Raw genomic sequence first — 23,181 nt, 5'->3', positions numbered from 1 at the left:
ACTGATGAACAAGACCGCACTCGCGCTGGCGATCCTGGGCACCTGCCACGGAATGGCCGCCGTCACCGCCGATGCCGGGGAAGGCAGCCTTTCGCCCAGCTACATGAAAGTCACCGCGCTCGCCAGCGGCGTGGCCGAGGTGATGATCTACGGATCCATCGGCGAAAGCCTGTGGTGCGATTCCGTGTCCGCGCGGCAGCTGGCGCAGGACATCGCCGCCATCAACGCCGCCACCATCCACGTCCGCATCAACAGCGAGGGCGGGGTGGTGCCGGACGGCATCGCCATCTACAACGCGCTGCGCTCGCACCCGGCGCGCAAGATCGGCTTCGTGGATGGCCAGGCGGCCTCCATCGCCGGCGTGGTGCTGATGGCCTGCGACGAGGTGGTGATGTACGCCACGTCGCTGTTCATGCTGCATGCGCCGTCCACCATCGGCATGGGCAATGCGAGCGACTTCCGGGAGTTCGCGGACACGCTCGACACGCACTCGCGTGCCATGGCCGAGGCCTATGCCGCCAAGACCGGCAAGCCGGACGAGATCGCCGGCCTGCTCGGCGATGGCCGCGACCACTGGTACACCGGCGGCGAGGCCGTCGAGTTCGGTTTCGCCGACCGCGTCGAAGCGAACGAGGCCGCCGTCGCTGCCGAGTCCCTCCGCGTGGTGGCCATGGCCAGCTATCTGGCCGCCGTCGCCAATGCACCCGCACCTGTCACCGCCTGCCTCCGCGGGCACATCACCGCGGCCCTGTCGCCCACCGTCTTCGCCTCGCTTCCCGAGGTGTCACAGCAGGCCGTGATCGGCCAACTCGAGGATCCCACCATGAAGCAGCACTACAACGAACTCCGCGTCCTCGCGTCGGCTGCGCCGGCGTCCGCGTCGGCCGGCGCGCCACAGGCCAGCGCGGCACCGGCCACTCCGGCCGCGGTGCCGGCCGCCCCCGCCGCCCCGGTGACCGCCGCGGCCCCGGCGCCTGTCGCGGCCGCTGCGCCTGACGCGGTCACCGCGGCGCTGGGCGCCATCCGCGCCCGCAACGCCGAGATCCGCGCCATGGCGCAGCCGCACATGGGCAATGCCCAGGTCAGCGAGTACGTCGCGCGCGTGATCGACGAGGCGGACCCGGCCGTGACCGCCGACAACGTCGGCCGCCACGTGCTGGCGCTGCTGGCGCAGGGCGCGGCTCCGCTCGCCGGCAACATCACCGCCGTCGCCGGCGGTGACCAGCGCGACCTCACCCGCTCGGCGATGGCCAATGCCCTGGACTCGCGCGCCGGCCTGGTGCAGGCCACGGGCGACAACCCGTACCGCGGCCACACCCTGGTCGATCTGGCGCGCGAGTGCGTCACCGCCGCGGGCGTGAACACCCGCGGCATGGACCGCATGCAGATCGTCGGCACGGCGTTCACCCACTCCACGTCGGACTTCCCCGGCCTGCTGGGTGACGCGGCCCGCCGCTCGGTGCTGCGCGGCTACGAAGAGGCCGAAGAGCAGATCGATGCGTTTACCCGCGCGGTCAGCGTGCCTGACTTCAAGCCGACCAACCTCGTGGGCCTGGGCGCGTTCTCGGACCTGCTGGTCGTGCCGGAGGGCGGCGAGTTCAAGTACGGCACCTTCAGCGAGCAGTCGCAGGCGATGAAGATCGTCACCTACGGCCGCCTGTTCTCCATCACGCGCCAGGCCATCATCAACGACGAGCTCGGCATCTTCAGCGAGGTGCCGCGCAAGCTCGGCCAGGCCGCGCGCCGCACGATCGCCAAGGCGGTGTTCGACCTGATCAACAGCAACCCGATCCTCCCGGACGGCTTCGCGCTGTTCAGTGCCGAGCACGGCAACCTGCTCACCGGGTCGGCGATCAGCACCACCAGCGTCGACGCCATGCGCGCGGCGATGGCGAAGCAGAAGGACAAGGACGGCAACCGCATCCGCGTGCCGCTGAAGACCCTGCTCACCCCGATCGCGCTGGGCGGCCTGGCCCGGACGGTGCGCGAGAGCCAGTACGCGGTCGACGGCAACAAGAACCTCACCACGCCCAACATCGTCCGTAACACCTTCGACGTGGTCGACGACGCGCGCTTCGACGATGCCGATCCGGCTGCGTGGTACGGCGTGGCGGCCTCGCAGTTCGTCGACAGCATCGTGGTCGGCTACCTCGACGGCAACCAGACGCCGTATCTCGAGCAGGAAGAGGGCTTCACCGTCGACGGCGTGGCCTGGAAGGTGCGCCTGGACGCGGCGCCGGCGATCGCCGACTACCGCGGCATCTTCAAGAACCCCGGCGCGTGACGGGAAGGGGGCGGCGGTGGGCGTGAGCCCGCCGCCTCCCCGGTCTCGCAGCACAAGCCATCACCCCGCACTTCCGGAGAAAGACCATGAAGAACGCATTCCAGGACGGCCGCGTGCTGGACGTGACGCTCGCCGCCGATGTCGCCAGCGGTGGCGTCGTCTTGCAGAACCGCCTGCTCGGCATCGCCGTCACAAACGGCAAGACCGGCGACACCATCGCCGCGCACGTCGAGGGCGTGTTCACCCTGCCGAAGCTGAGCACCGCCGTGATCGCCGTGGGCGCGCCCGTGACCTGGGACGTCAGCGCGGGGCAGATCATCACCGGCGCGCCGGCCAACGGCGACCTGGTGGGCTTCGGCTACGCGGTCGAAGCCGCGGCGAATCCGAGCCCCACCGTGAAGGTGCGGCTCTGCCCCGGCGCCGGCGCCATTCACAGCGCCTGACCTCTCTCCCTCCCGTCCGCGCGTCCTGTGGCCAGGCGCGCGGGCGGGCAGGGTCTTCGAACACTCGGATGCTCCCATGACCGACCGCTTCCACATCTTCATCGAGCGCGTGCTGGCCCACGAGGGCGGCTACGTGTTCGACAAGCGCGACCCCGGCGGCGAGACGAAGTGGGGGATCAGCAAGCGCAGCTATCCGGCGCTGAACATCAAGGCGCTCACGCGCGACCAGGCGGTGGCCATCTACCGCCGCGACTTCTGGGATGCCCAGCAGCTCGGCAAGCTGCCGCAGGCCGTGGCCTTCCAGGTATTCGATGCCGGCGTGAACCACGGCACCGGCAACGCCGTGCGCTGGCTGCAGGCCGCCGCCGGCGCCGCGGCTGACGGCCTCATCGGCCCGCGCACCCTCGCCGCGGTGCGCGCCGCGGACCAGAACGATCTGCTGCTGCGCTTCAACGCCGCGCGGCTGGACTTCTACGCCTCGCTGTCGACCTTCGCCACGTTCGGCCGCGGCTGGGTGCGGCGCGTGGCCGGCAACCTGCGGCACGCCGCCGGGGACAACGCGTGATGGACCTGCAGAGCCCGGGCGGTGGCCGCATGCACTTCGTCCTGGGCGCGGTGGAGCGCTGGGTGGTGGGCCTGGGCGCAACGGCGCTGGTGGCGCTGATCGGCCTGCTGTACGTGGGCATCACCACCAAGATCGACGAAGGCAGCCAGAACACCAAGGCGCTCACCGCGACCGTCGGCCAGGTGGTCACGCAGCAGGCCGTTACGAACGGCCAGGTGGCCACGCTCACCCAGCAGCTCAGCGACGTGCCGCGACTGACGCGCGACGTGGCTGAAACCAAGGTGCGCGTGGATCGGCTGGAGCAGGACACGAAGGAGCTGCGCCAGCTCCAGGGGCTGAAGCGATGAACGGCGATGCACCGCACACGCCCTGCGCCTCGCCCCGCTGGGACTGGTCGTGCCTGTGGGTGCGGATCTCCACCTGGCTGGCCATCGCCTCGGCCGCGGCCACGGCGGGGCTCGGCGCGTACGCGCTCATGCCGGAGCGCGCGCAGGCGTTGTTCCCGGACTGGGCGCTCATCGCGCTGGGCGCGGTGGCCGTGGGCTCGGCGATGGCCGTGCCGGTGGCCACCAGCTTTCGCCAGCGCGGCCTGGAGACGCGGCGATGACGCCGGGCACGTGGGCTGCGCTCAAGTGGGGCGGGATCGCGCTGGCCGTGGCCCTGCTGTTCTTCTGGGTGCGCGGCCTGGGCTACGACGCCGGCCAGGCGGCTGGGGTGGCGCTCGGCGACAGGGACCGCGCGCAGCTGTCCGCCCGCCTCGCCACCGCCCAGTCCGACGCCGCCGCGTGCGGCGCCACGCTCGGCCGCGTGAACCAAGAGACCGCCCGGGCCATCCGGGAGGCGGACGCCCGCGCCGCGGCCGGTGCGTCCGCGGCTGCCCAGGCCGCGGCCGCCGCCCGCGATGCCCAGGAAGAGGCGGCGAGGGCTTCCGGGGCCCTGACTGCTGCCAAGCGCCTGCCCACCTGCCGTGCCCAACTGGAGATGCCGCTGTGCGACGACATCCCGCTGCTCTGATCGCCTGCCTGGCGCTGTTCGCGCTGTTCGCGCTGGCCGGCTGCAAGACCACGGAGCCTCAGCGCGTGGTGGTGCCGGAGATCGTGACGGTGCCCGTGCGCGAGTACGTGCCCGTGCCGGACGAGCTCACGCGCGCCTGCCCCGAGCAGCGCGCCGAGCAGCGCACCGTGGAGGCGGTGGTGCAGGCGTACAACGCCAACATCGTCGCGCTGCGCCAGTGCAACCGGCAGCTGCGCCTGATCAGGGCGCTGGAGGCCGGCGAGCCGTGAGCCAGCGCGCCTTCCTCGCCGAATTCGATGCCGACCTGCACTGGGCCTTCGCCGGCGCCGGCATGGCCGACAACGGCGTGTACACACCGCCGGCGCCGCTGCCGCCCGTCGACCCTGACGCGCCGCCGCCGGCCGCCATGTCGTGCTCGGTCTACGTCGACCGCGACACGCAGACCCTCGGCGAAACCCGCCAGTTCAAGTCCGGCCGCGTGGAGGTGTCCTACCTGCTGGCCGCCATGGCCGAGCCGCCGCGCAAGGGCGGCCGCCTGCTGGTGGACGGCGACACCTACATCAACGACGACGAGATCAGCAACGACGGCTCGCTGAGCCGCTGGGTGGTGCGCCGTGGCTGAAGCCGCTGCCGCCAGCTGGCTGCTGTTGGAGTGCCTGCAGGAGCGCGTGCAGGGCATCACCCGCGCCGCCGGCTTCATGACCGACCTCGGCACCGGGCCCGTGGTGCTGGATGACGACACGCTCGACGACGACACGCCCGGGACGGTGATCCAGGCCGGGCTGATCAGCGTCACCAGCTCCAGCGGCAGCGCCGTGAACTTCGACATGGACATCACCGTCGAGTTCAGCGTGAAGCGCGACAGCGCCGCCGGCGCCCAGCACGGCGTGCAGCAGATGCACCGCTGCCTGCTCGATCTCGCGCGCGCGCTCCTGTTCAAGGACCTGCGCGAGCTGCCGCGCTTCGTGCGCACCTTCGAACAGACCGGCGCCCAGCTCGCCACTGGCGACGACGAGCGCGGCGCCACGTACCTCGTTGCCCAGGTCACCGCACGGGCGGGCCTGACGCAGATCCACCAACCCGCCACCTGAGGAGAACACCATGCCCGCACCCGCAGTCACCAAGTTCGGCGGCGACGTCCGCCTGTGGCGGAAGACCGCCCTCGGCGCCCTGATCCCCGTGATCCTGGAACCCAACGACCCCACCGGCAACCAGCCCATCGAAGCCAACGCGATGGTCTTCAGCCGCGAGGAAGGCGAGACCATCGAGATCGCCTCCAAGCGCCGCGGCACCCGCTACAACCAGCCGATCTACTCCGAGCAGGAGCCCGGCACCACCAGCATGGCGCTGACCCTGCTGGAAGTGCCGCCGCTGATCCTGGGCCGCGTGCTGTTCGGCGAGGCCGCCACCGAGGTGACCGTGGCTGCCGGCACCGCCACCTCCGCGCCCGTCACCGGCATCGTGAAGGACCGCCCGGTGCAGCTGCCGCACCGCTACCTGTCCGACACCGTCGCCCCGGTGGTGGAGAAGAACGGCACGCCGCTCATCGCCGGCACCGACTACACCATCGACTACCGCCGCGGCCAGATCATGTTCCGCAGCGCGGCGGTGAGCGCCGGCGATACCGATGTCACCATCAGCTACTCCTACGCCGGCTACACCTACATCGACATCGCCGGCGGCGGCACGCCCACCGAGACCTTCTATGTCACCGGCGACATGGAGAACCGCGTCACCGGCGACGACGGCGAGCTGGTGGTGTACGAGTGGCGCGCAAGCGTCGACGGCGAGGTGGACCTGTTCGGCAGCGAGCCGATCAGCCCGACCCTGACCGGCCCGTGCATCGTGCCGGCCGACCAGGAGGCGCCGTACAACTTCCGCGTGATCAAGGCTGCGGCCTGACCTTGCGCGCGGCGGCGGCCAGCTGGGGTGGGGCGTCGGCACCGTGGGTCAGCCCGGTGCCGGCGCTTCTTTGCGCGTGCGGTGAGGGGGCGCGCTGATGGCGCGCTTCACGCTCAGCCAGGCTCGCGCGTCCAACCGCGCCGCCGTGCAGCGGCTGCAGGCCGCGCTGGAGGGTTACAGCCCACGCCAGCTCGAGCAGGCAGGCAGCCGCACGCTCGCAGGCGCGCGGCGCCGCTTCGAGCCCGCGGCCAAGCGCATCATCCGCGGCAGCTACAACGTCAAGGCCAGTGAGCTGTCCGGCAAGTTCCGCGTGCTGACCGGCGGCGACACCGATGGCGAGTACATCGCCCTGCAGGCCGACACCCGCGCCACGCCGCTGATCCGCTTCGCCGGCCGCTGGGGCGGTCGCGCGCGCGTCAACGGCAGGTGGGCGCAGTCGGCCAGTGCCCAGATCCGCCGCGGCGGCCGGAAGATTTACCTGTCCGCCTTCATCGCCACCCTCAACGGCACCCGCCGGATGGTGGTGCGCCAGCTGCAGCGCGATGGCGGCGGCAAGCGCGACCCGCGCAACCGGCTGCGCAGCCTGACTGGCCCCAGCCCCTACCAGATGCTCGAAGGCGACCAGGACGCGAACGCTCGCGCCGTGGCCGACGAGGTCAATGCCTTCATCGCGCGTGAGCTGCCGCGGCAGCTGCGTCTGCTCAGGAAGACCCGCTGATGGCCGTTCGTAACGTCCTCGAGGAGAAGATCCGCCTCTACGTGGAGGCCGCCGGCGACGAGGAGCTGAAGCGACTGGTCGAAGGCCTGGGCGACCTTGGTGACGTCGCCGACGAGCAGGCGGGCGTGGCCCGCAAAGCCATGCAGCGGCTGGCCGACGCGATGGACGCGATCGGCAAGGTGGATGCGTTCGACAAGCTCAAGCGCTCCGTGCAGGCAGCGGAGACCGAGCTCGAGGAGGCGCAGCAGGCCGCGCAGCGCCTGTTCCGTGAAATGGCCGGCGCCGAGACCACCAGTCCCAAGGCCAAGCGCGAGGCCGAAGCCGCAGCGCGGCGAGTCAACCAGCTGACCGACGCGGTGCAGCGCCAGCGTCAACAGCTGCAGGCGCAGCGCGGCGACCTCGCTGCGGTTGGCATCGATACGCGCCGGCTGGGCACCGCACAGGGCGAGCTGCGGCGCCAGATGGGCGAAGCGCGCACCGCGCTAGCCTCGGCGGCGCGATCCGTCGGTCAGTACCGCAGCGCGGCGACCAGGGCCGCCGCCGACGTGCCCGCGGCGAACGAGCGCATCGCCCGCAGCTACGACGGCATCGGCGGCGCGCTGCAGCGCCTGCGCGGCCTGGCCGCCCCGGTGCTGGCGCTGCTGACGTTCCGCAGCGCGGCGCAGGGCGTCAAGGCGCTGGGCGACGTCCAGCAGCAGCTGGAGAACGCGCGCCGAGCGATGGCAGAGCTGTACGGCAGCCAAGAAGAGGGCAACCGCGTCTTCGGCCAGCTGGAAGTGCTGGCCAAGCGCAATGGGCTGGCCATCGGCGACATCGTGGAACAGGCCAAGCGCATGAAGGCGTTCGGCATCGACCCCCTCAACGGGTCCCTGCAGGCGCTCGTCGACCAGAACGCCGCCGCCGGCGGATCCATGCAGGACCTGGAAGGCAAGGTGCTGGCCGTCGGCCAGGCCTGGGCCAAGCAGAAGCTGCAGGGCGAGGAAATCCTGCAGCTGGTGGAGCGCGGCGTACCAGTCTGGGACCTGCTGCAGAAAGCCACCGGCAAGAACGTCCAGGAGCTGCAGAAGCTCAGCGAGAAGGGCGAGCTGGGGCGGCAGAGCATCGCCGCGCTGATCGAGGAAATCGGGCGGGCGAACGAGGGTGCCGCCAGCCGTTCGCTCGGCACGCTGTCCGGTCTGCTGTCGCAGGCGTCGGCTCGCTGGCTCCAGTTCAAGCAGGACGTGGTCGAGGCCGGCCTCGGGCAGTACCTGAAGGACCAGCTGGCCTCGATGCTCGGTGCCACCGGCGACATGGCCGGGCTGGCGAAGCGGGTATCGGACGCGATCATCGGCTCGATCGAGGCGCTGAAGCGCTTCGGCCTGCAGCTGGCTCCGGTCGCCAAGGCCATCGGCACCGGCACGATTGCCCTGGGCCGGCACGCCGAGGCGGTGCTCTACCTGGCCAAGGTCTACGCGGTGCTGAAAATCGCTCAGCTCGCTGGCCAGTTCTCCGCGCTGACGCGCGCCAAGCTCGCTGACGCCGTCGCCTCGGATGCCGCCGCCGCCGCCGCCGGGCGGCATACGGCCGCCACCACGGGCCTCGGTGGCGCGCTCTCGCGACTCCCGCGCCTGGTGCGCATCGGCATCGCCGTCGCCGGCGTCGACTGGGCCATCCAGCAGATGGTCGAGCTCGGCCGCGTTATGGAGGAGCGCCAGGCCGCAGCCCAGCAGGTCGAGGCCTACGAGCGCGGCCAGCGCCAGCTGCAGCAGGAACAGCTGCTGCTGGGCCGCCAGCTGCAACAGGTGTACCGCGAGTACTCCGGCACCGCCGTGCAGAGCGCGGCGCAGCTCAACCAGATGACGCGCGACCAGGCCGCGGCGTACCAGTTCGCGCTGGCGAACGCGCGGCAGTACTACGCCGGCGTGATCCGCGAGGCGCGGGCCGCGGCGGACTCGCAGGCCGAGGCCGCGGCGCTGGAGCAGTGGAAGGCGCTCGGCCTCGCGCAGGAGCAGGCGAAGGCCCGGCTGCTGGACCTTGACCGCGCGGCGGCTTCGTCGCAGGGCGTGAAGCGCTTCGTGGCCGATGCGTCCGAGAAGTTCGACGAGCTCACCGGCAAGGGCAAAACCGCCGCCGCGGCGATCAAGGGTGCGTTCGACGGCATCGACCTGGGATCCGCCGACGGCCTGCAGAAGGCGGCTGGCCTGATCGAATCGATCGGCGTGCGCGGCACGGCAGCCGGCAAGGCCATCGAGGACGAGCTGACGAAGCGCCTCGCCCAGCTGTCGGCCGAAGAGCTGACGAAGGTTGAAGCCGCCGCCACCCGCGCCTTCGCCGCCGGTGCACGCGAAGCCAAGATCATGGCCGACGCCATCGATGGCGCCCGACTCAGCAAGCTGGGCGTGGACCTCGACGCGATCCGTACCGGGTTCTCCAAGGCCGGCCGCGAGGTCACCACCGCCTTCGCCGACATGGTGGCCGACCTCGGCACCCTCGGCCTGACGGCCGAGCAGCGCAGCGCCGCCGTTGCCCAGGCCTTCGACAACGCCTTCCGCCAGACGAGCACGAAGCAGGAGCTGCAGGCGCTGAAGGCCTCCCTGCAGGACGCGCTGAATGCCGGGCACATCGGCTTCGAAGAGTTTCAGCGTCGCGTCGCGCAGGTGGACGCCCAGCTGGCCCAACTGGCCGGTACCGCCGCGGCCGTCCCGGCCGCCATGGGTGACGGCCTCGCGCGCCTCGGCGGCCAGCTGCAGGACGTCGCCGGCGCGGCCGAAAGCGCCACCGACCAGATGGCCAAGGGCGTCGACGGCGTCGCCAAGTCCAGCGAGAAGGCCAGCCAGGAGACGCAAGGCTTCGGGGTCGCGCTCGACGGCCTCAGCGACGAGCTGATCAAGGCCTACTTCGCCACCAACCGCTACGTGAACACCGTGAGCAGCGGAATCTGGTCGGACGCCATGAACCGCATCACCGCCGAGGCCAACGCCCAGGCGGAAGCCCTCGCGCGCCTCAACGACGAGTACGACAGGGAACTCGCCAAGCAGGACCCGCTGGTCGAGGCCATGGAGAAGCTGAAGGCCCAGTACCCCTACGTGCAGGAAGCCCAGCTCCGCGCCACCGCCGAGAAGCAGGCGCGGCTGGAGGAGCAGAAGCGGCGCGCCCGGGACGAGGCCCAGGCCCTGCGCGACGAGGCGCGGCGCGAGCGGGATGAGGCGATCGCAGCTGCTCAGGGACAGGGCGGCGGGTCCACCGGTCCGGTGCGCAGCGCCGCCTTGGTGGAGCGGCGCGTGGCGTTCGACGTCCGGACCGACGAGGGCGAACGCACCATCGAGGTTCCCGAAGACCAGGCCGAGATCGCCATGTCGATCTTCCAGGAGCTCCGCCGCGCTCAGCGCATGTCGACGCGCGCGATCGCCCGTGGGGTGCGCCGATGACGACGCTGGGCGCGCTCGAGCTTCCGGAAGACCTCCGCTGGTCGGACGAGTACAGCTGGCTGCCGACGGCATCGCAGGTTGAGGTCGCCTGCAACGGCGCCCTGTGGGTGGAGGAGAGCGCCCAGCTCGCCGGCCGGCCGATCACCCTGGAGAGCGGCACCGACACGTCGACGCGCCACTGGGCCCTCGCCACCCGCGCCACCGTCGACGCCCTGCGCGCCATGGCCGCCGTGGTGCAGGCGGCGCCGCTGGTCCTGGCCCTCGAGGACGGCCGCAGCTTCAACGTCCGCTTCCGGCATCACGACGGTGTCGCCGTCGAGGCGCGCCCTGTGCGCCACATCGTCCCGCACCAGGCGGACGACCTCTATCACATCACCCTTCGCCTCATGCAGGTCTGACGAATGTCCGAGATCAAGCTCTTCCGCCCCCAGCGGCTGACTGACAACCCCGACGGCGGCGGCCTGGCCACGGCCACCGTGGTCGTTGACGGCGAGGTCAACAACGTCTTCGACGACATCAGCCGGATCGACCGCGTCAACGGCGAGCTGTCGCTGCGCAAGGTGTTCGCGATCGCCGACACCGAGGACACCGAACTATTCTCGGACCTGCACGCCATCGTCCAGGCGCCCCCGCTGGACCCGCGTGTGTCGAGCGTGATCTTCCGCACCAATGCCGGCTGGGGCGACGTGCGCGCCGACGCGCAGAACTACGTCGAGCGCTACCTCGATCCGTCGGTGATCACCCGGATGATCCCCTACGACCGGCAACTGGAGGGGCAGCGCACCGTCCTGGTCTACCAGCGCCCGGAGCTGTCGCTGCCTGAGATCGGAGAGGTCTACGCCCTGGTCAACGATACGGCCGGCGCCAGCGAGTTCTTCCGCGTGCAGGACGTGGACCACGAGGTCCAGACGTTCACCGACGACCGCGGCGACTACACGGCCCGCATCATCACCCTGACCATCAGCCAGCCGCTGTCGCGCGAGTTCGCGGGCAGCCAGCCCAACCGGTTCTTCTCCGCAGCTGGCACGGCCAGCCTCGTGCGCAAGACCATTGCCAGCGACGCGGCGCGCTTCCGCGGGGTGGTGCGACTCGCGCAGGATGCGCCGTCGGGGTCGCTGACGGTGAAGGTCGAGTCGATCTTCTCGCAGCTGGTGCCGGCGGCGACCAGCGAGACCGCGGTGACGGATGCCCCGCCGGCGGGGACGGTGTCGCTGCTGGCGGCGGCGGTGAATCGCATCACCGCGTCGGATACCTCGATGGCCAACTGGGTGTTTCCGACCTCGATCGAGCCGGGTTCGATCACGTACTCGGGTTCCGCGGTGGGTTCGGATGATGGAGCCGGCCGTCTGGTTGGCTCCAGCGGCAATACGGCGGGCTCCGTGGACTACGTCCAAGGCACCGCAACGTTCAGCAGCGTGCCTGGCACGGTCAACTTCACCTATCGGCCAGCGGCGGCGGTGTCTGCCGCGGCGCACACGGAGATCATCCCGGTCACGCTGAGCAACCGCGGCTACGTGTATCCCTTGACCCTGCGGCCCATCCCCACGGCGGGGTCGCTTTCGGTGAGCTTCCGCGCCCAGGGGCGCTGGTACACCCTCCAGGACGATGGCAGCGGCGCCCTGCGTGGCGACACGGGGGTCGGCGTGGGCTCGATCAACTTCCAAACCGGCACGGCGTCCGTGTCGCTGGGCGCGATGCCGGACGTCGGGTCGGCCATCGTGTGGGCATGGGGCACCGGGTCGGAGTACGAGATCCGGACGGGCGACGTCGAGATCGAGCCGCCGAGGTTCCGATTCCAACTCGGCGAGGGCCACTGCGAACCCGAGACGTTGCAATGGTCCTGGACCGCCGGCGGGACGCCGCGCACGGCCACGGCCGGTGCGGATGGCAGCATCACCGGCGACGCCACCGGCCGGGTGATACACGCCACCGGCGAGGTGCTGCTGCGCCCTGCCGTGTTGCCGGACAGCAATACGCTGTTCACCGCGGACTATGAGTCCGGGACCACCACCACCGAGGTCTTCACGCCGAGCGCCGGCGGCGGCTCCGTAGTCCTGACCCTGTCCAGCCTGCCTCGCCCCGGATCGACGGGTCTGACGTTCCAGGCGTTCGGCGAGGGCAGGTACGGGGAAACGCTGTCGACCCAGATCCACCTGCTCGACGACGGGGCTGGAGGTCTTCTGGACGCTGCCGGGGCCCCTGTGCCGGGCGGCAGCATCGTCTACGCAACTGGCGTGGTCACGTTCCCCACGACCTACATGACCGCCAGCGCGGAGATGATCCGCGGCGACTATGCCGGCACACTGCCAACGCGTGTGGCGGCCGTTGACACCGGGCGATACGGGCTCGGAAGCCGGCTGGTCAGAAAGATCATGGGAGCGACATCGGTCAACGTCCTGGCCGGATTCATCAACGGCTCGGCCGTGTCCGTGACCTACAAGGCCGACGATGTCGTCGACGCCCAGGTGACCGAGTCCCACGAGGCGAATTCGCTCGAGTTGGATCTGACACCGGGAACGCGCAACAGGATCGTCCCCGGCGGCCTGAACTTCCACTTCAACGGCCGCACATACTTCGAGCGCGCCGGCAACCTCTACTTCGGCTCCGACAGCCGCGCTGGCTCCGCGACCCCGGCAGGAACCCTCGACCACATCACCGGCATCGCGTCGATCACGTCCTGGCAGGGCGGCTCGGCGCCCTCCCTCACGATCCGGGCACTCCTGACGGAGGTGGCGACGATCCCGGTGTACGTCGTCAACGGCCGTACGCCCGGCGCGCCCCTCCGGCCTGGCACGTTCACCATCCGGGCCATCCGCGCCCGCGACAGCGTGGAAGTGATGGCCACGTCCGATGCCAACGGGAACCTGACGGCGTCGGGAGTCCACGGTGTGGTGGACAGCGTCAACGGCGTCTTCAGCGTGGGCTTCGGTGCGTACGTGTTGGACAGCTCTCTCTCTCCGGAGGAGCGGGACGAGCCCTGGTACGACATCGAATTCGTCGACGACGACGGCTACATCTGGCGGCCCGAGGAAGTGCTGCCGAACTCCGTCCGCTTCAACTGCGTGGTGCAGGTATCGCTGCCGATCGACCCGGCGATCATCAAGGTCAACCCGGTGCGCCTGCCGATGGATGGGCGGGTGCCGGTGGTGCGCGCTGGCGACACCCTGGTGATCCACGACCCGCAGCCATACTCGCTACCGAACCCGCTGACGCCCGGCGGCACGATCACCCTGCCGCGGGATGGGCTGGCCAGCGTTGCCGTGTACGACCAGGCCGGTCTGGGTGTGCCGCTCAGCTTACTCGGGGAGGTCGACCTCGAGGCGGGCGAGATCACCCTCGCAAATCCGCTCGATCTGGATGGCTACGACATGCCCCTGGTTGCCATCCATTCGGTCGAGGACATGGCGCTCTGCCTCGACGCCCAGATCACCGGGGACGTCTCGATCGCGCAGCCGCTGACCCACGACTACACCGCCGACAACAGCCTGCTCAGCACCGCCCTGATCCTTGGCGATGCCCAGGCCCGCTACGAACATCTGTTCGCACAGAACACCTGGACCGGTGTCTGGAGCAACGATCTGATCGGGTCTCCTCCCAGTGGTGGCGCCCAGTACAACGACGCGCTGTTTCCGCTGCAGGTCGTCAACAGGCACGCCATCACCGAGCGGTGGCGGCTGGCATTCACCAGCTCTACGGCGTTCAACATCATCGGCGAGGGGCTCGGCGTCATCGGCACCGGCACCACGTCGACCGGCGCCGCGCCGCCCAACCCGGCCACCGGAGAGCCGTACTTCGTGATCGAGGCTGCGGGGTTCGGTTCTGGCTGGGCCAATGGAAACAACCTCCGCTTCAACACCGTGGCTGCTGGCGGCCCGATCTGGGTCGCGCGCACGGTCCTGAGCGGGCACGGAACGCACGACGACGACCGGATCCGCCTGCAGACCCGCTGGGACAAGGACTGAGCCATGGCCGATCCCGCGACCAACACGAGTTATCCGGGCAGCTTGGACCTGCTGCCCGAGATCGGCCCCAACGACAAGCAGAATGACCCGGACCTCGAGCACGACGTGGTCCACGACAAGGCGAATGCCGTGCTCAACGCGCTGCAGGCCCTGGTGGGGTTCACCGGAGACACCGCCGAATCCGGGTCTGTTCTCGGCCGCCTCCTGGCTCTGGAGAGCGGGGGGCTGCTGGATGTGATCAGTGAGCCTTCGGCGTTCACCGCCGACCCGGCCGCGCATGCAGGCCGGCGCCGGTACATCCGCGCTGGCGGCGATGTCACCTTCGACAGCGCCAAGAGCTACGTGATGGGACAGGTGTTCAACATCCGCGCGACCGCGGCGATGGAGCTGTTCGGGACGGGCGTTACGCTGTCGCCCACAGCTGGCGGGACGTTGGAGCTGGATGCCGGCATGGCGGTCACGGTGGTGATGACCAGTGCCACGACGGCCGACGTGATCGGCCTGACGGTGGCAGCATGATGCTGGGCATGTTCGCGGCGGCTGCAGGTTTCAGGGGCGTCGCTCCTGTGGTCGAAATTGTCCCGGAGCAGCAGCAATACTCCGTCGCAGCTACGAAAACGACTTTCGATATCCAGCCGACGGACGGGCGCGCGCATCTGGTCGACAACGCCTTTTCTTCTCTCGCCGGACTGGTGCCGCAGCAGCAATCGGGAACGACCACATTGGTCCCTGGAGGGGTACAGATCAGTGGAACAATCAACCAATACACCCAAGGCCCGGTGCCAGAGGCGCCACTTCAGTTTATTTCAATAGATGTCAATGAAATCAGCACGGTAACGTCTGGTTACAACGCCCCCGTCGTTGGGTGGGTCATCGACAATACCAATCATGTGCTGGCGGCATGGAACCGTGATAACGGCTTGCTGCAGCTGTTCATTAAAAAGAACGATGTCAATACATTTGTGGGTTCGGTGAACCTGACGACCGTGGTCGGCTCCAGATCAAGTGTGCGCATCGGCATTGGTATGAACAGCGATAGCGTTTCTGTGTATTACGATATTGGAGCTGGCTGGGTTGTGGCCGTATCGGCCTACGGCATTCTGTCCCGGTTCAACATCCAGTCTCCGGCAGTTCTGGCGACAATGAAGCCATGCTTCGGGGTTCGAAGTACCCCCGTGTCTACTTGGAGCTTCTCGCGCTTTACGGTCGGCGCGCTCGGCACTTGTGGCATGCGAGATATTCGCCCCGTCACGCATCCGGACGGCTCCCCAGTTGTTCGGGGCAACAAGCTTGTATTCTCTGCGCACACGTTCGATGTGACGAGCAACGGGTTCCTTTCGATATGGGAACTTGACTTGGTCACCTACGCTGCTACACAGATCAGCAGCTTCCAAGGAACTCGAGGCGGCGTGTTCGAACGTGATGTCGCGGCTCACGTGGTTATGAACTCGGAAGATAGTTTCGACATCTACGCGGGCACCTGGGGCGAGCGTGCGCGGCCTGGTGGCACCATCACCAGCATTTGGTACTCGACGAGCAAGCGGATTCTTGATGGTGGCATCCATAACATTGGGACGGCCGTCCCGATGGTGCTTCCCGGGATGCTCACGTCGGAGTACGGGGCATATGACACGCATATCGTTTTTGATGGCAGCCGCTACCTGTGCGCGTACACGATCACTGAGAGGCACGACTTCTCTGGATCGCCGTTCTATAGCGCGGTCGCCGAATCGGTAGATAGGGTCACGTGGACATTGGTCTGGTCCGATCCGACCCGGCAGAGGTACGAGGGAAACTCTGCCCTGAAGGCGGGCGGCGCATGGTGGTATCTGAGCGGTGGCGAAACCAGCATGAATATCCACGATGCAGCGGGCAACTACATCGGCAAGCTGGATGGTGCTCATGACGGAAGACCAACAACCCAGCCTTGGCCTTCTGTTGTGCCTGTTGGCGACGTGTACATCATGCTCTCATTCGACGGCGTAGTTAAACCGCCGTCCTCCAGGTGGGGAAACCTTGTCGTGAAGACGGCCCCGAGATTCGCATGAAGCTTTCGAGCGCGGGGGTACGGCCAGGCATTGCCACCCCCCAGCAGAACCCCCTACACATCGGCCGTGCCGCGATGGTCATGCCGTTCCCGGCGGTCGTCTAGGGAGGCTGGCATGGGTGAGCTCACCAACAGCTACCGCACGCCTGCAGCGTATCGATCCGCTGCGAACTACCGCCGTGGTTACCTCGCTGGTCAGGGCTATCGCTCGGGGCTGCCCTACCGGCACCCTGGCCGTTACCGTGGGCATGACACGGCCTCCGGCGTTCCCGCGCCCAGCCTCGTCGCCGACGGTGGCCTCGCCTGGGAGAGTGGCACGTCGGGGAGCGTACCCACTGCGCTCGTGGCCATCGACCCGGCGGCGGTGGCTAGCAGCGAGCGCCTTCCTTGGGGCGCGCTGGATCCCGCGTCCGCCTACGCCAGTCTGGTGACCCTGACGCGCGATGGCGAGAGCGCCGGCGCGGCCCTCCCTTGGGCGGAGACGTCGGACCGGAGCGGCCGCATGACATCCATGCCGACCTCCGCCATGGCCGCAGGCGGGAGGGGCACGGCCGTGGCCTGGGAGGACACGCGCATCCGCAAGGCGCGTCTGGCCGCGCTGGCGTGGTCCGCCGTTGACGCGCACTCCGGCGGTCTCTCCCTGCCGTGGAAGCGCTACCTCGCCCACGCCGCGGCCGCCTCGCTGCTCTGGCGCCGCGTGGCCGAGCAGGGTGGCTATGTCGCGCTCCCCTGGTCCCCGATCGCCGCGCGCTCCAGCTCCACCGTCATCGTCTGGCCGCCGACGCCGCCCGTCGACGACGACACCATCCTTGTCCCCGACCTTCCGGTGTACGTGATGCTCCCGACCATGACCGCCGTCCGCCTGCCGGACCGCACGCCGCTGCCGCTCCTGTCGACCTCCCTGCAGGAAGAACGCGGCGGCTACACTTGGTCCTTCAGCGCGCCGATGCACCGCGAGGGATTGGACCTGGTGAACCCCGACGACGGCTCGCTGCCGGAGATCGAAGTCACGATCAACGGCTACGTGTGGACGCTGGTGGTCGACGCCTACGACGACAATCGCCGCTTCGGCAGCAACACGGTGAGCCTCCGTGGCTACAGCACTTCGGTGCTCCTGGCGGCGCCGCACGCGCCGACGCGGACGTACACCGCGCCGGCGGACCGAACGGCCGCCCAGCTCGCGGAGGAGGAGCTCCCGCCGGGGTGGACGCTGGTCTGGGATGCGGTTGACTGGCTGGTGCCGGGCGGCACCTTCAGCTACGCGGACCTCGCGCCCATCGAGGCGATCGCGCGCCTGGCCAGCGCCATCGGCGCGTCGATCGAGAGCGACCCGGCCACGCGGCAGATCCGCGTGGCGCCGGGCTACCCGGAGAGCCCGTGGCAGTGGGCCAGCGAGGCGCCCTATGCGGTGCTGCCCGCCGGCGTGCTGGCCAGCGGCTCGAGTACCTGGAAGGGCGGCACCAATGCCGATGGCGTCTACGTGTACGCGCAGAACGCCGGCAGCGGGGCCTTCGTGAAGCTGGCCGGCAGCGCCGGCGCGGTGCAGGTGCCGATGGTCGTGGATCCGCTGCTGGTGCACGCGGACGCCCAGCGGGAGCGCGGCCGCCAAGAGCTTGCCGCGGCAGGGCGTGCGCGCACCGTGCAGCGCACCGTGCCGCTGTTCCCCACGCCGGCGCCGGAGGGGATGCCTGAGCTCGGCGTGGTGCGCACGGGCGTGCTTCTGGAGGTCCAGGACACGGACGAGACCTGGGTGGGCATGGTGGTCGGCGTGCGCATCGACGCGCAGCGGCAGGGCAGGGCCCTTAGCGTCCGCCAGCACCTGACGATCGAGAGGCAGTACCGATGAGGCTCTGGGAGGAATTCGAACAGCTCTCGGCGGACCCCCTGCTGGTCGCCCAGGTGATCGCGCACAACGCCGACGGCACCAGCACCGTCCAGTTCCCCAACTCGTCGACGCTGAAGGTGATGGGGCAGGGCGTGGGGGTCGGGGATTTCGCGTTCATCCGCGGCGGCGAGATCCGAGGCGAGGCGCCGCCGGTGGTTCCCGTCACTTTGGAGGTCTAGTTCTTCCTGCGACGCGCGCCGCCGCCTGCGCCACGATCTTGCTCCGAGAAGGATATGTACGCGGCTACGCCGCCGCTGTTAGTCTGCACCGAGCCATGGGCGGAAGCGGCTTCGTTCTTAGGGGGCGGTGTGGGGATAAAATTTGGGAACTTCCTGTTGCTGCTCACCAGGCAGTCTCGCGCCCTGCAAAGGTCCGGCGATGCCTATTGGAAGCGTGCACGGGACACCTATCACGCTCCTCCTGAATTTTACGCTGAGCGGGAACGCGCACTCAGAGAGATTCTCGGACCACTAGGGGAGATCGGGCTAGCGATTGACGTCGGCTGCGGCGACGGGCGCTATTCGCGCGTGATTGCAGAATATGCAGAGTTGGTCCAGGGATTCGACATCTCGCCCTCACTGATAAGCCGCGCCAGAGCGGCTGGTTCGGCAGGGAACGTGGAGTTCAGCGTGGGGACTGTGGCAGAAATTGCCTCCTCCGGCATGGCCGATCTGGTTACTTGCATGGGAGTCACCAGTTGTATCGTGGACCCGGTAACTTTTGACCAGTCCTTGTCCCTCCTTCGCCGGCTCTTGAAGCCAAGTGGGTCCCTTTTAATGATCGATACGCTTTCAACCGGAAGCGATATGCACCGGGCGTACCGTAGCGGCTATGTCGCCCGATATCGCGCCCGCAGTAGCTACGAGCGTGCCATTCAGTGCGGCGGGCTGGAAATAGTTCGGGAAATGGATATGGCCATGTTCGGCGGCGGGCTCGTCAACCGCATGTACCTGCTCCGAAAGCATGCCAGTCATAGCGCACAGCAACTGGACGCTGCAGGCTGACGCGAACGCGAGATCACTGGCGAAGTGTCGCCACGGGTTCCGGCGTGGGTAAAGGCATTGCGACGACGGTGGACCGGGGGATTATCCGACTCCGGTGATCAGCTCAAGGTGGCAACCTGTCTCCTCCAGCAACGCGCCCCACGTCATCGTCCCGCGCGGGCCTGCAACGGCAGGCCGCTGGTACTCTCGCCCCACGCCAGCAACGTCCGGCTCAGGCGCGCCCACAATGCGGTGCAGCCACTACCGCCGGGCGGGCGTCGCTGGATGCGGCGCTGCTGGCGGCCTCAACCCCGGTCGCAGGGCTCGTCATCGCCGGGGATCAGGCCCGCGTCCCGCAGGATGCACTGCAGCTCGGACCAGATGTGCTCCCGGTGCTCGCCGGCGGACTCGAGGATCTCGTCGGCGACCCCGGCGAAGGCTTCCATCTGGTCGGCCTCGTCCATGGCCAGGATGGCGGGCATGTGGCTGCGCAAGGCTGAGACTCGCGCTTCGAGCTCGGCCAGGTCGACCAGTGCTGCGGGCGCCTCGATCGGCACGTCGTCGAGTTCCGGCGGCGCTGCATATCCGTAGTCGTCGGCCATCGCCCTGGACTCCAGCAGCTCGTCCTCGAGCTCGGCGCGCTCGGCTTCGTCTGCGGCCCGGGCCAGCAGCGCGGCCTCCTGCTCTCCGAACCACGCCCAGAACTGGCGCCGCGTCTTCCCGTACCAGTTCGCGTGCCGGAACCCGGCCCGGAAGCCCTCAATGGCGTCTCGCATCTCGTCGCGCATCACGCTGCCTCGCGGTGTTCGTAGTAGGGGCGTTCGCGATCGTCGAGGATCGCGTAGATCGCCTTCGGGTCTGCGACCGGATTGAGCCAGGCCTCGAGGTTCTCGGCCCGGATGGGGATGATGCATCGATCGTGTCCGGCGGCGGCGACCTCCGGCGGCGGCTCGTCGGTGATGGCCGCGAAGGACAGCAGCTCCTCGCCGTCCTTGCCGATCCAGCTCGACCACAGGCAGGCGACCAGCATCTCGCTGCCGTCCTGAGGGCGGAACTCCAGCACGGTGTCCTGGCCGTCGCGCTCCACGTGCTCGTAGAAGGCGCGCGCCAGCACCACCCCGTGGGTCTTGCCGAACAGGCCGCGCCAGAAGCCCTCGAGGTTGTCCCGGCGGGCGTTGTAGGTGCCAGGGAACTTGCGGTCGTAGAACTCGGGCTTGCCGGCCGGCCGGCACTGGTAGCGCATCGGCAGCACCACAGGTCCGCCGTCCTGCCACATCATCACGGGCGCGTAGTAGCCGGGATAGATCCTGCCGTCGCGCGGCTTCGGGTCCTTGCGCCGCAGGTTGGCCAGCCGGTCCTCGAGCTGGGCCACCTTGTTCGTGCCGATGCGCACGTCGTCGGTGGCTTTCTTCGTGAGCCTCACCGCGAGCGAGGCCTCGCCTTCCGCAACACGCCGCTGCTGCTTGTCCAGCTCGCGCTCGGCCTCGGCGCCGGTGGTTCCCGTGATACTAGAGGTGTGACCAACGCCGGCGGCCCCCGGGATCCAGGTTTGGGCTGGTGCCCGACCTAGGTGCCGTCGCAGGATCAGAGACGGCAGCGGGGAATCGTGGGGGCTGGCCACCAACGAGAACCGACATGCCCCGCTACCGCACCATCTCCTGTGACTACTGCGGCTTCATGCAGCTCAAGCGCGATCGCGAGTGCGAGGGGTGCGGCCGGCTGACCCGCCGGGAGCGGCGCCTCTGGATTGCCAAGTCGATCCAGGTCGGCATCGTGCTGGTGGTCGGCTTCGTGTTCTACGCGAGGGTGAAGGGGCTGGTTCCGGGCTGAGGGTCGTTCGCGAAGATCCCCGGCAGCTTGTTCGGAGTTCTCTGACTGACAGTCCTTCGCTTTTGGTAGACGCTACACCCACGCCAGCAACGCCCGGCGCTCGCGCGGCCACTACCTGCACGGTCCGGCTGCAGCAGTCCACCCGGGCGGGCGTCGCATGGATAGCGGCGCTGCTGGCGACTTTGCAGCTAGAAGATAGATGCTCTTACTGAGCAGCCGCGCGTACTACGCCCTCACGGAGGCGGCAAAAATGCACGGACATTTTCAGGACCAAGGCCCAATGGCCTCGATCGGACAGCACAGCAAGGCGTTCGCAGTGGCCGGCATTGAGGATATCCGCGCTTGCTGAGAATGCTTGATCCAGCATCGCGAGACAGTCCTCCTCCAAGCCCGCACCTGCTTCAACGAAGAAGACGCGTGTACTTTCATTGAGTCGAATGCTTTGGACGATGCTGTTAATGCGATCTTGAGGCAGCCCACCATTCGTGAGCATGCGCTCGAAGGCCGAGATGCGAACTACTGGAACATAGGTCACATGTGCCCGGTAGTCGCGCGCGTTCTCTTCGGCTATGTCGCACGTGTTTGATAAGAGCATCGCGCGCGCAGGCCGTGCGGCCGCATGGCCATCAGCGCTAATGCGAACAATAGGAAGCCCTGACCAAATGTCTCCCTGCAGACGGGGGATCTCGTGATGCGCCGCGAGGAAGCCGCGGCCTTCCTGAAGCTTTTGGATCTGCCGGACTACTTCCTTTAAGTCGTCTTCTGCCAGCTCAGGCGCGAACAAAGCGCGAGCGTGTTCAATCGTCAATGGCACAACGACTAGTCCAGATAATCGAACAGATCCCGCGAGATGATCTGTTGCACGTCAGCCGGCAACGGATTCTCAATTGCGGCCAAGGCAACCAAAGTTGCGGCGAACATGGCGGCATCGCCAGGGCGGGGTGCAGACACCTGCCGAATCGTGACTGACGAAGAGGACACGCTGCGCAGCGGCGACAAATAAGCGTGCTCCGGCTCTCCGTTGTAAGTAGGTGGTGCAAATGGCGTAGTGGCTGTCCACATCGCGCCAAGAGCGGCTAAGGTACCGCCACGAACGATGTTTGTCCCTAGATTATGCATAAAGAGCCCCCCAGCTTTTTAGTGCCTTATCAGTCACAGCGCCTAGAAAAACTTGCTTTGCAATTTCGTGTGCCTCGTCAATGAGGAGGCCACCGCGCGTCACAAAGTCGGAAAGATCGCAATTACTCAATACGTCAACGTCGAGCACCGTGCCTGGCCGAGGTGCGGAACTCGGGCTAATCTGGGAATTAACTTGTGCGTGAGTGACAACCTGCAAGATCTCGAGAAAGTTCGGTCGTGCCGTTTGCATTACTAAGTGCAAGCGCTGGTCTTGGAATTGGGTATCACCCAGTTCAACTTTCAGGCGCAGCAATTCATGCAGCGGAGTGGCAGGGTCATCAATAATGTTGATGAATTTAATGGACACGCGCTCCACCTTGTTCAGCGCACCTACTTCTTCCAGAGCAGCCCATAGCTCAAAAATGCGTTCTCGGAAAGTTTCCCAGTTTTGGTATTCGGACAGCACACTCACGGATGCGACCCGATCTCCCAACCCAATGCTCTCCTTCTCACCGACAAATCGAATCCAAGGAACATATTGCAGGTTGGGATCAGCTGCTCTGATCGGGCTTGGCACATCTGCAACGGGCTGGCGCTGCATCTCCGGATAGCGGGCGCGAAGATTCGGGTACAACAACCCAGGAAGCATGTCGGCTGGCACCCCCTCTGGTTGTGCGAACCGCACCTCACAGGTGGCTTCTACAATTGGAGGATGGGTCAGCCGTAGTGGAGCGCCACGCATCAAGTGTCCGTACTGAACGCTCATTGCAGTCGGCGGGCCTCAAGTGTGATTTTTCAGGATGTCTGGACCCATACCGCGATAGTTCCGCGGATGAGCCTCAAAGACGGTAGTCGAGCGACTTTATCTCGGCCTATGAGACTGTCAACAAGCGTCGGATTCGTGCCCACATATAGGACGCCGTTGAGTGCGCGACCACAACATATTGTGGCCGTATCATTGGCGTGTGAGACAGGTGCCTGTGAGTTGCGCTGCCGACTGCTCACGTCATGGCCAGTCAGCG

The 23,181-nt window shown here is 67.9% G+C and carries 24 protein-coding genes; 20 read left to right on the top strand and 4 right to left on the bottom strand.

The window, feature by feature from the left end:
* Window positions 1–4: 4 nt before the first annotated feature.
* The 19 genes from H9645_RS03670 (at window position 5) to H9645_RS03580 (ending at window position 19,231) form a co-directional block, all read left to right on the top strand.
* A complete protein-coding gene (locus H9645_RS03670; protein WP_225217928.1) occupies window positions 5–2,284 on the top strand; it encodes a ClpP-like prohead protease/major capsid protein fusion protein in 2,280 nt (759 codons plus the stop codon).
* Window positions 2,285–2,370: 86 nt separating this feature from the next.
* Window positions 2,371–2,727, top strand: a complete 357-nt coding sequence (locus H9645_RS03665; RefSeq protein WP_191728335.1) for a DUF2190 family protein — start codon at window positions 2,371–2,373, stop codon at window positions 2,725–2,727.
* Between the two features lie 76 nt (window positions 2,728–2,803).
* The gene (locus H9645_RS03660; protein ID WP_191728334.1) at window positions 2,804–3,292 is read left to right on the top strand and encodes a glycoside hydrolase family 108 protein; all 489 of its coding nucleotides are present in this window, start codon (window positions 2,804–2,806) and stop codon (window positions 3,290–3,292) included.
* The gene (locus tag H9645_RS03655; protein ID WP_191728333.1) at window positions 3,292–3,639 is read left to right on the top strand and encodes a hypothetical protein; all 348 of its coding nucleotides are present in this window, start codon (window positions 3,292–3,294) and stop codon (window positions 3,637–3,639) included. The genes H9645_RS03660 and H9645_RS03655 overlap by 1 nt, the downstream gene beginning before the upstream one ends.
* Entirely contained in the window at window positions 3,636–3,899 is a 264-nt protein-coding gene (locus tag H9645_RS03650) for a hypothetical protein (protein ID WP_191728332.1), read from the top strand. Before H9645_RS03655 ends, H9645_RS03650 begins: the two co-directional genes overlap by 4 nt.
* Entirely contained in the window at window positions 3,896–4,306 is a 411-nt protein-coding gene (locus H9645_RS03645; protein WP_191728331.1) for a hypothetical protein, read from the top strand. The genes H9645_RS03650 and H9645_RS03645 overlap by 4 nt, the downstream gene beginning before the upstream one ends.
* Window positions 4,282–4,575 (top strand): Rz1-like lysis system protein LysC, encoded by a 294-nt coding sequence (gene lysC, locus H9645_RS03640; protein WP_318240485.1) that lies wholly within the window; start codon window positions 4,282–4,284, stop codon window positions 4,573–4,575. Before H9645_RS03645 ends, lysC begins: the two co-directional genes overlap by 25 nt.
* Window positions 4,572–4,928 (top strand): hypothetical protein, encoded by a 357-nt coding sequence (locus tag H9645_RS03635; protein ID WP_191728330.1) that lies wholly within the window; start codon window positions 4,572–4,574, stop codon window positions 4,926–4,928. The genes lysC and H9645_RS03635 overlap by 4 nt, the downstream gene beginning before the upstream one ends.
* On the top strand, window positions 4,921–5,397 hold the full coding sequence (locus H9645_RS03630; RefSeq protein ID WP_191728329.1) for a hypothetical protein: 477 nt from the start codon (window positions 4,921–4,923) through the stop codon (window positions 5,395–5,397). The genes H9645_RS03635 and H9645_RS03630 overlap by 8 nt, the downstream gene beginning before the upstream one ends.
* Before the next feature lie 10 nt (window positions 5,398–5,407).
* Entirely contained in the window at window positions 5,408–6,208 is an 801-nt protein-coding gene (locus H9645_RS03625; protein WP_191728328.1) for a phage tail tube protein, read from the top strand.
* A 97-nt stretch (window positions 6,209–6,305) separates the two neighbouring features.
* Window positions 6,306–6,926 (top strand): hypothetical protein, encoded by a 621-nt coding sequence (locus H9645_RS03620; protein WP_191728327.1) that lies wholly within the window; start codon window positions 6,306–6,308, stop codon window positions 6,924–6,926.
* Window positions 6,926–10,333 carry a tape measure protein gene (locus tag H9645_RS03615; protein ID WP_191728326.1) on the top strand — a complete coding sequence of 1,136 codons (3,408 nt, stop codon included), beginning with the start codon at window positions 6,926–6,928 and terminating at the stop codon, window positions 10,331–10,333. The genes H9645_RS03620 and H9645_RS03615 overlap by 1 nt, the downstream gene beginning before the upstream one ends.
* On the top strand, window positions 10,330–10,731 hold the full coding sequence (locus H9645_RS03610) for a hypothetical protein (protein WP_191728325.1): 402 nt from the start codon (window positions 10,330–10,332) through the stop codon (window positions 10,729–10,731). Before H9645_RS03615 ends, H9645_RS03610 begins: the two co-directional genes overlap by 4 nt.
* 3 nt (window positions 10,732–10,734) lie before the next feature.
* Window positions 10,735–14,295, top strand: coding sequence for a hypothetical protein (locus H9645_RS03605; protein WP_191728324.1), 3,561 nt, complete (start codon window positions 10,735–10,737; stop codon window positions 14,293–14,295).
* A 3-nt stretch (window positions 14,296–14,298) separates the two neighbouring features.
* Window positions 14,299–14,814 carry a hypothetical protein gene (locus tag H9645_RS03600; RefSeq protein WP_191728323.1) on the top strand — a complete coding sequence of 172 codons (516 nt, stop codon included), beginning with the start codon at window positions 14,299–14,301 and terminating at the stop codon, window positions 14,812–14,814.
* Complete coding sequence (locus H9645_RS03595; protein ID WP_191728322.1) at window positions 14,811–16,343, top strand: hypothetical protein; 1,533 nt, start codon at window positions 14,811–14,813, stop codon at window positions 16,341–16,343. Before H9645_RS03600 ends, H9645_RS03595 begins: the two co-directional genes overlap by 4 nt.
* Before the next feature lie 510 nt (window positions 16,344–16,853).
* Entirely contained in the window at window positions 16,854–18,188 is a 1,335-nt protein-coding gene (locus H9645_RS03590) for a hypothetical protein (RefSeq protein WP_191728321.1), read from the top strand.
* Window positions 18,185–18,406 carry a hypothetical protein gene (locus H9645_RS03585; protein WP_191728320.1) on the top strand — a complete coding sequence of 74 codons (222 nt, stop codon included), beginning with the start codon at window positions 18,185–18,187 and terminating at the stop codon, window positions 18,404–18,406. The genes H9645_RS03590 and H9645_RS03585 overlap by 4 nt, the downstream gene beginning before the upstream one ends.
* Window positions 18,407–18,562: 156 nt before the next feature.
* Window positions 18,563–19,231, top strand: a complete 669-nt coding sequence (locus H9645_RS03580; protein ID WP_191728319.1) for a class I SAM-dependent methyltransferase — start codon at window positions 18,563–18,565, stop codon at window positions 19,229–19,231.
* A gap of 284 nt (window positions 19,232–19,515) precedes the next feature.
* On the opposite strand, the gene H9645_RS03575 is transcribed toward H9645_RS03580, so the two are convergent.
* Window positions 19,516–19,986, bottom strand: coding sequence for a hypothetical protein (locus tag H9645_RS03575; protein WP_191728318.1), 471 nt, complete (start codon window positions 19,984–19,986; stop codon window positions 19,516–19,518).
* A gap of 11 nt (window positions 19,987–19,997) precedes the next feature.
* Complete coding sequence (locus H9645_RS03570; RefSeq protein ID WP_318240484.1) at window positions 19,998–20,633, bottom strand: SOS response-associated peptidase family protein; 636 nt, start codon at window positions 20,631–20,633, stop codon at window positions 19,998–20,000.
* 212 nt (window positions 20,634–20,845) lie between these two features.
* On the opposite strand from H9645_RS03570, the gene H9645_RS03565 reads away from it, so the two are divergent.
* On the top strand, window positions 20,846–21,040 hold the full coding sequence (locus H9645_RS03565; RefSeq protein WP_191728316.1) for a hypothetical protein: 195 nt from the start codon (window positions 20,846–20,848) through the stop codon (window positions 21,038–21,040).
* A 205-nt stretch (window positions 21,041–21,245) separates the two neighbouring features.
* On the opposite strand, the gene H9645_RS03560 is transcribed toward H9645_RS03565, so the two are convergent.
* Together H9645_RS03560 and H9645_RS03555 are read right to left on the bottom strand one after the other, a co-directional pair.
* Entirely contained in the window at window positions 21,246–21,848 is a 603-nt protein-coding gene (locus tag H9645_RS03560; RefSeq protein ID WP_191728315.1) for a hypothetical protein, read from the bottom strand.
* A gap of 303 nt (window positions 21,849–22,151) precedes the next feature.
* The gene (locus H9645_RS03555) at window positions 22,152–22,925 is read right to left on the bottom strand and encodes a TIGR04255 family protein (RefSeq protein WP_191728314.1); all 774 of its coding nucleotides are present in this window, start codon (window positions 22,923–22,925) and stop codon (window positions 22,152–22,154) included.
* Window positions 22,926–23,181 lie beyond the last annotated feature (256 nt).

The sequence above is a fragment of the Luteimonas colneyensis genome (assembly GCF_014836665.1).
Classification (GTDB): domain Bacteria; phylum Pseudomonadota; class Gammaproteobacteria; order Xanthomonadales; family Xanthomonadaceae; genus Luteimonas; species Luteimonas colneyensis.
This window is presented reverse-complemented; position numbering and strand designations above follow the sequence as displayed.

Bases quoted from the DNA above. Each gene is read 5' to 3' on its own strand.
- H9645_RS03670 (WP_225217928.1), top strand. From the start codon at position 5: ATGAACAAGACCGCACTCGCGCTGGCGATCCTGGGCACCTGCCACGGA.
- H9645_RS03665 (WP_191728335.1), top strand. From the start codon at position 2,371: ATGAAGAACGCATTCCAGGACGGCCGCGTGCTGGACGTGACGCTCGCC.
- H9645_RS03660 (WP_191728334.1), top strand. From the start codon at position 2,804: ATGACCGACCGCTTCCACATCTTCATCGAGCGCGTGCTGGCCCACGAG.
- H9645_RS03655 (WP_191728333.1), top strand. From the start codon at position 3,292: ATGGACCTGCAGAGCCCGGGCGGTGGCCGCATGCACTTCGTCCTGGGC.
- H9645_RS03650 (WP_191728332.1), top strand. From the start codon at position 3,636: ATGAACGGCGATGCACCGCACACGCCCTGCGCCTCGCCCCGCTGGGAC.
- H9645_RS03645 (WP_191728331.1), top strand. From the start codon at position 3,896: ATGACGCCGGGCACGTGGGCTGCGCTCAAGTGGGGCGGGATCGCGCTG.
- H9645_RS03625 (WP_191728328.1), top strand. From the start codon at position 5,408: ATGCCCGCACCCGCAGTCACCAAGTTCGGCGGCGACGTCCGCCTGTGG.
- H9645_RS03620 (WP_191728327.1), top strand. From the start codon at position 6,306: ATGGCGCGCTTCACGCTCAGCCAGGCTCGCGCGTCCAACCGCGCCGCC.
- H9645_RS03615 (WP_191728326.1), top strand. From the start codon at position 6,926: ATGGCCGTTCGTAACGTCCTCGAGGAGAAGATCCGCCTCTACGTGGAG.
- H9645_RS03610 (WP_191728325.1), top strand. From the start codon at position 10,330: ATGACGACGCTGGGCGCGCTCGAGCTTCCGGAAGACCTCCGCTGGTCG.
- H9645_RS03605 (WP_191728324.1), top strand. From the start codon at position 10,735: ATGTCCGAGATCAAGCTCTTCCGCCCCCAGCGGCTGACTGACAACCCC.
- H9645_RS03600 (WP_191728323.1), top strand. From the start codon at position 14,299: ATGGCCGATCCCGCGACCAACACGAGTTATCCGGGCAGCTTGGACCTG.
- H9645_RS03595 (WP_191728322.1), top strand. From the start codon at position 14,811: ATGATGCTGGGCATGTTCGCGGCGGCTGCAGGTTTCAGGGGCGTCGCT.
- H9645_RS03590 (WP_191728321.1), top strand. From the start codon at position 16,854: ATGCCGACCTCCGCCATGGCCGCAGGCGGGAGGGGCACGGCCGTGGCC.
- H9645_RS03585 (WP_191728320.1), top strand. From the start codon at position 18,185: ATGAGGCTCTGGGAGGAATTCGAACAGCTCTCGGCGGACCCCCTGCTG.
- H9645_RS03575 (WP_191728318.1), bottom strand. From the start codon at position 19,986: ATGCGAGACGCCATTGAGGGCTTCCGGGCCGGGTTCCGGCACGCGAAC.
- H9645_RS03565 (WP_191728316.1), top strand. From the start codon at position 20,846: ATGCCCCGCTACCGCACCATCTCCTGTGACTACTGCGGCTTCATGCAG.
- H9645_RS03555 (WP_191728314.1), bottom strand. From the start codon at position 22,925: ATGAGCGTTCAGTACGGACACTTGATGCGTGGCGCTCCACTACGGCTG.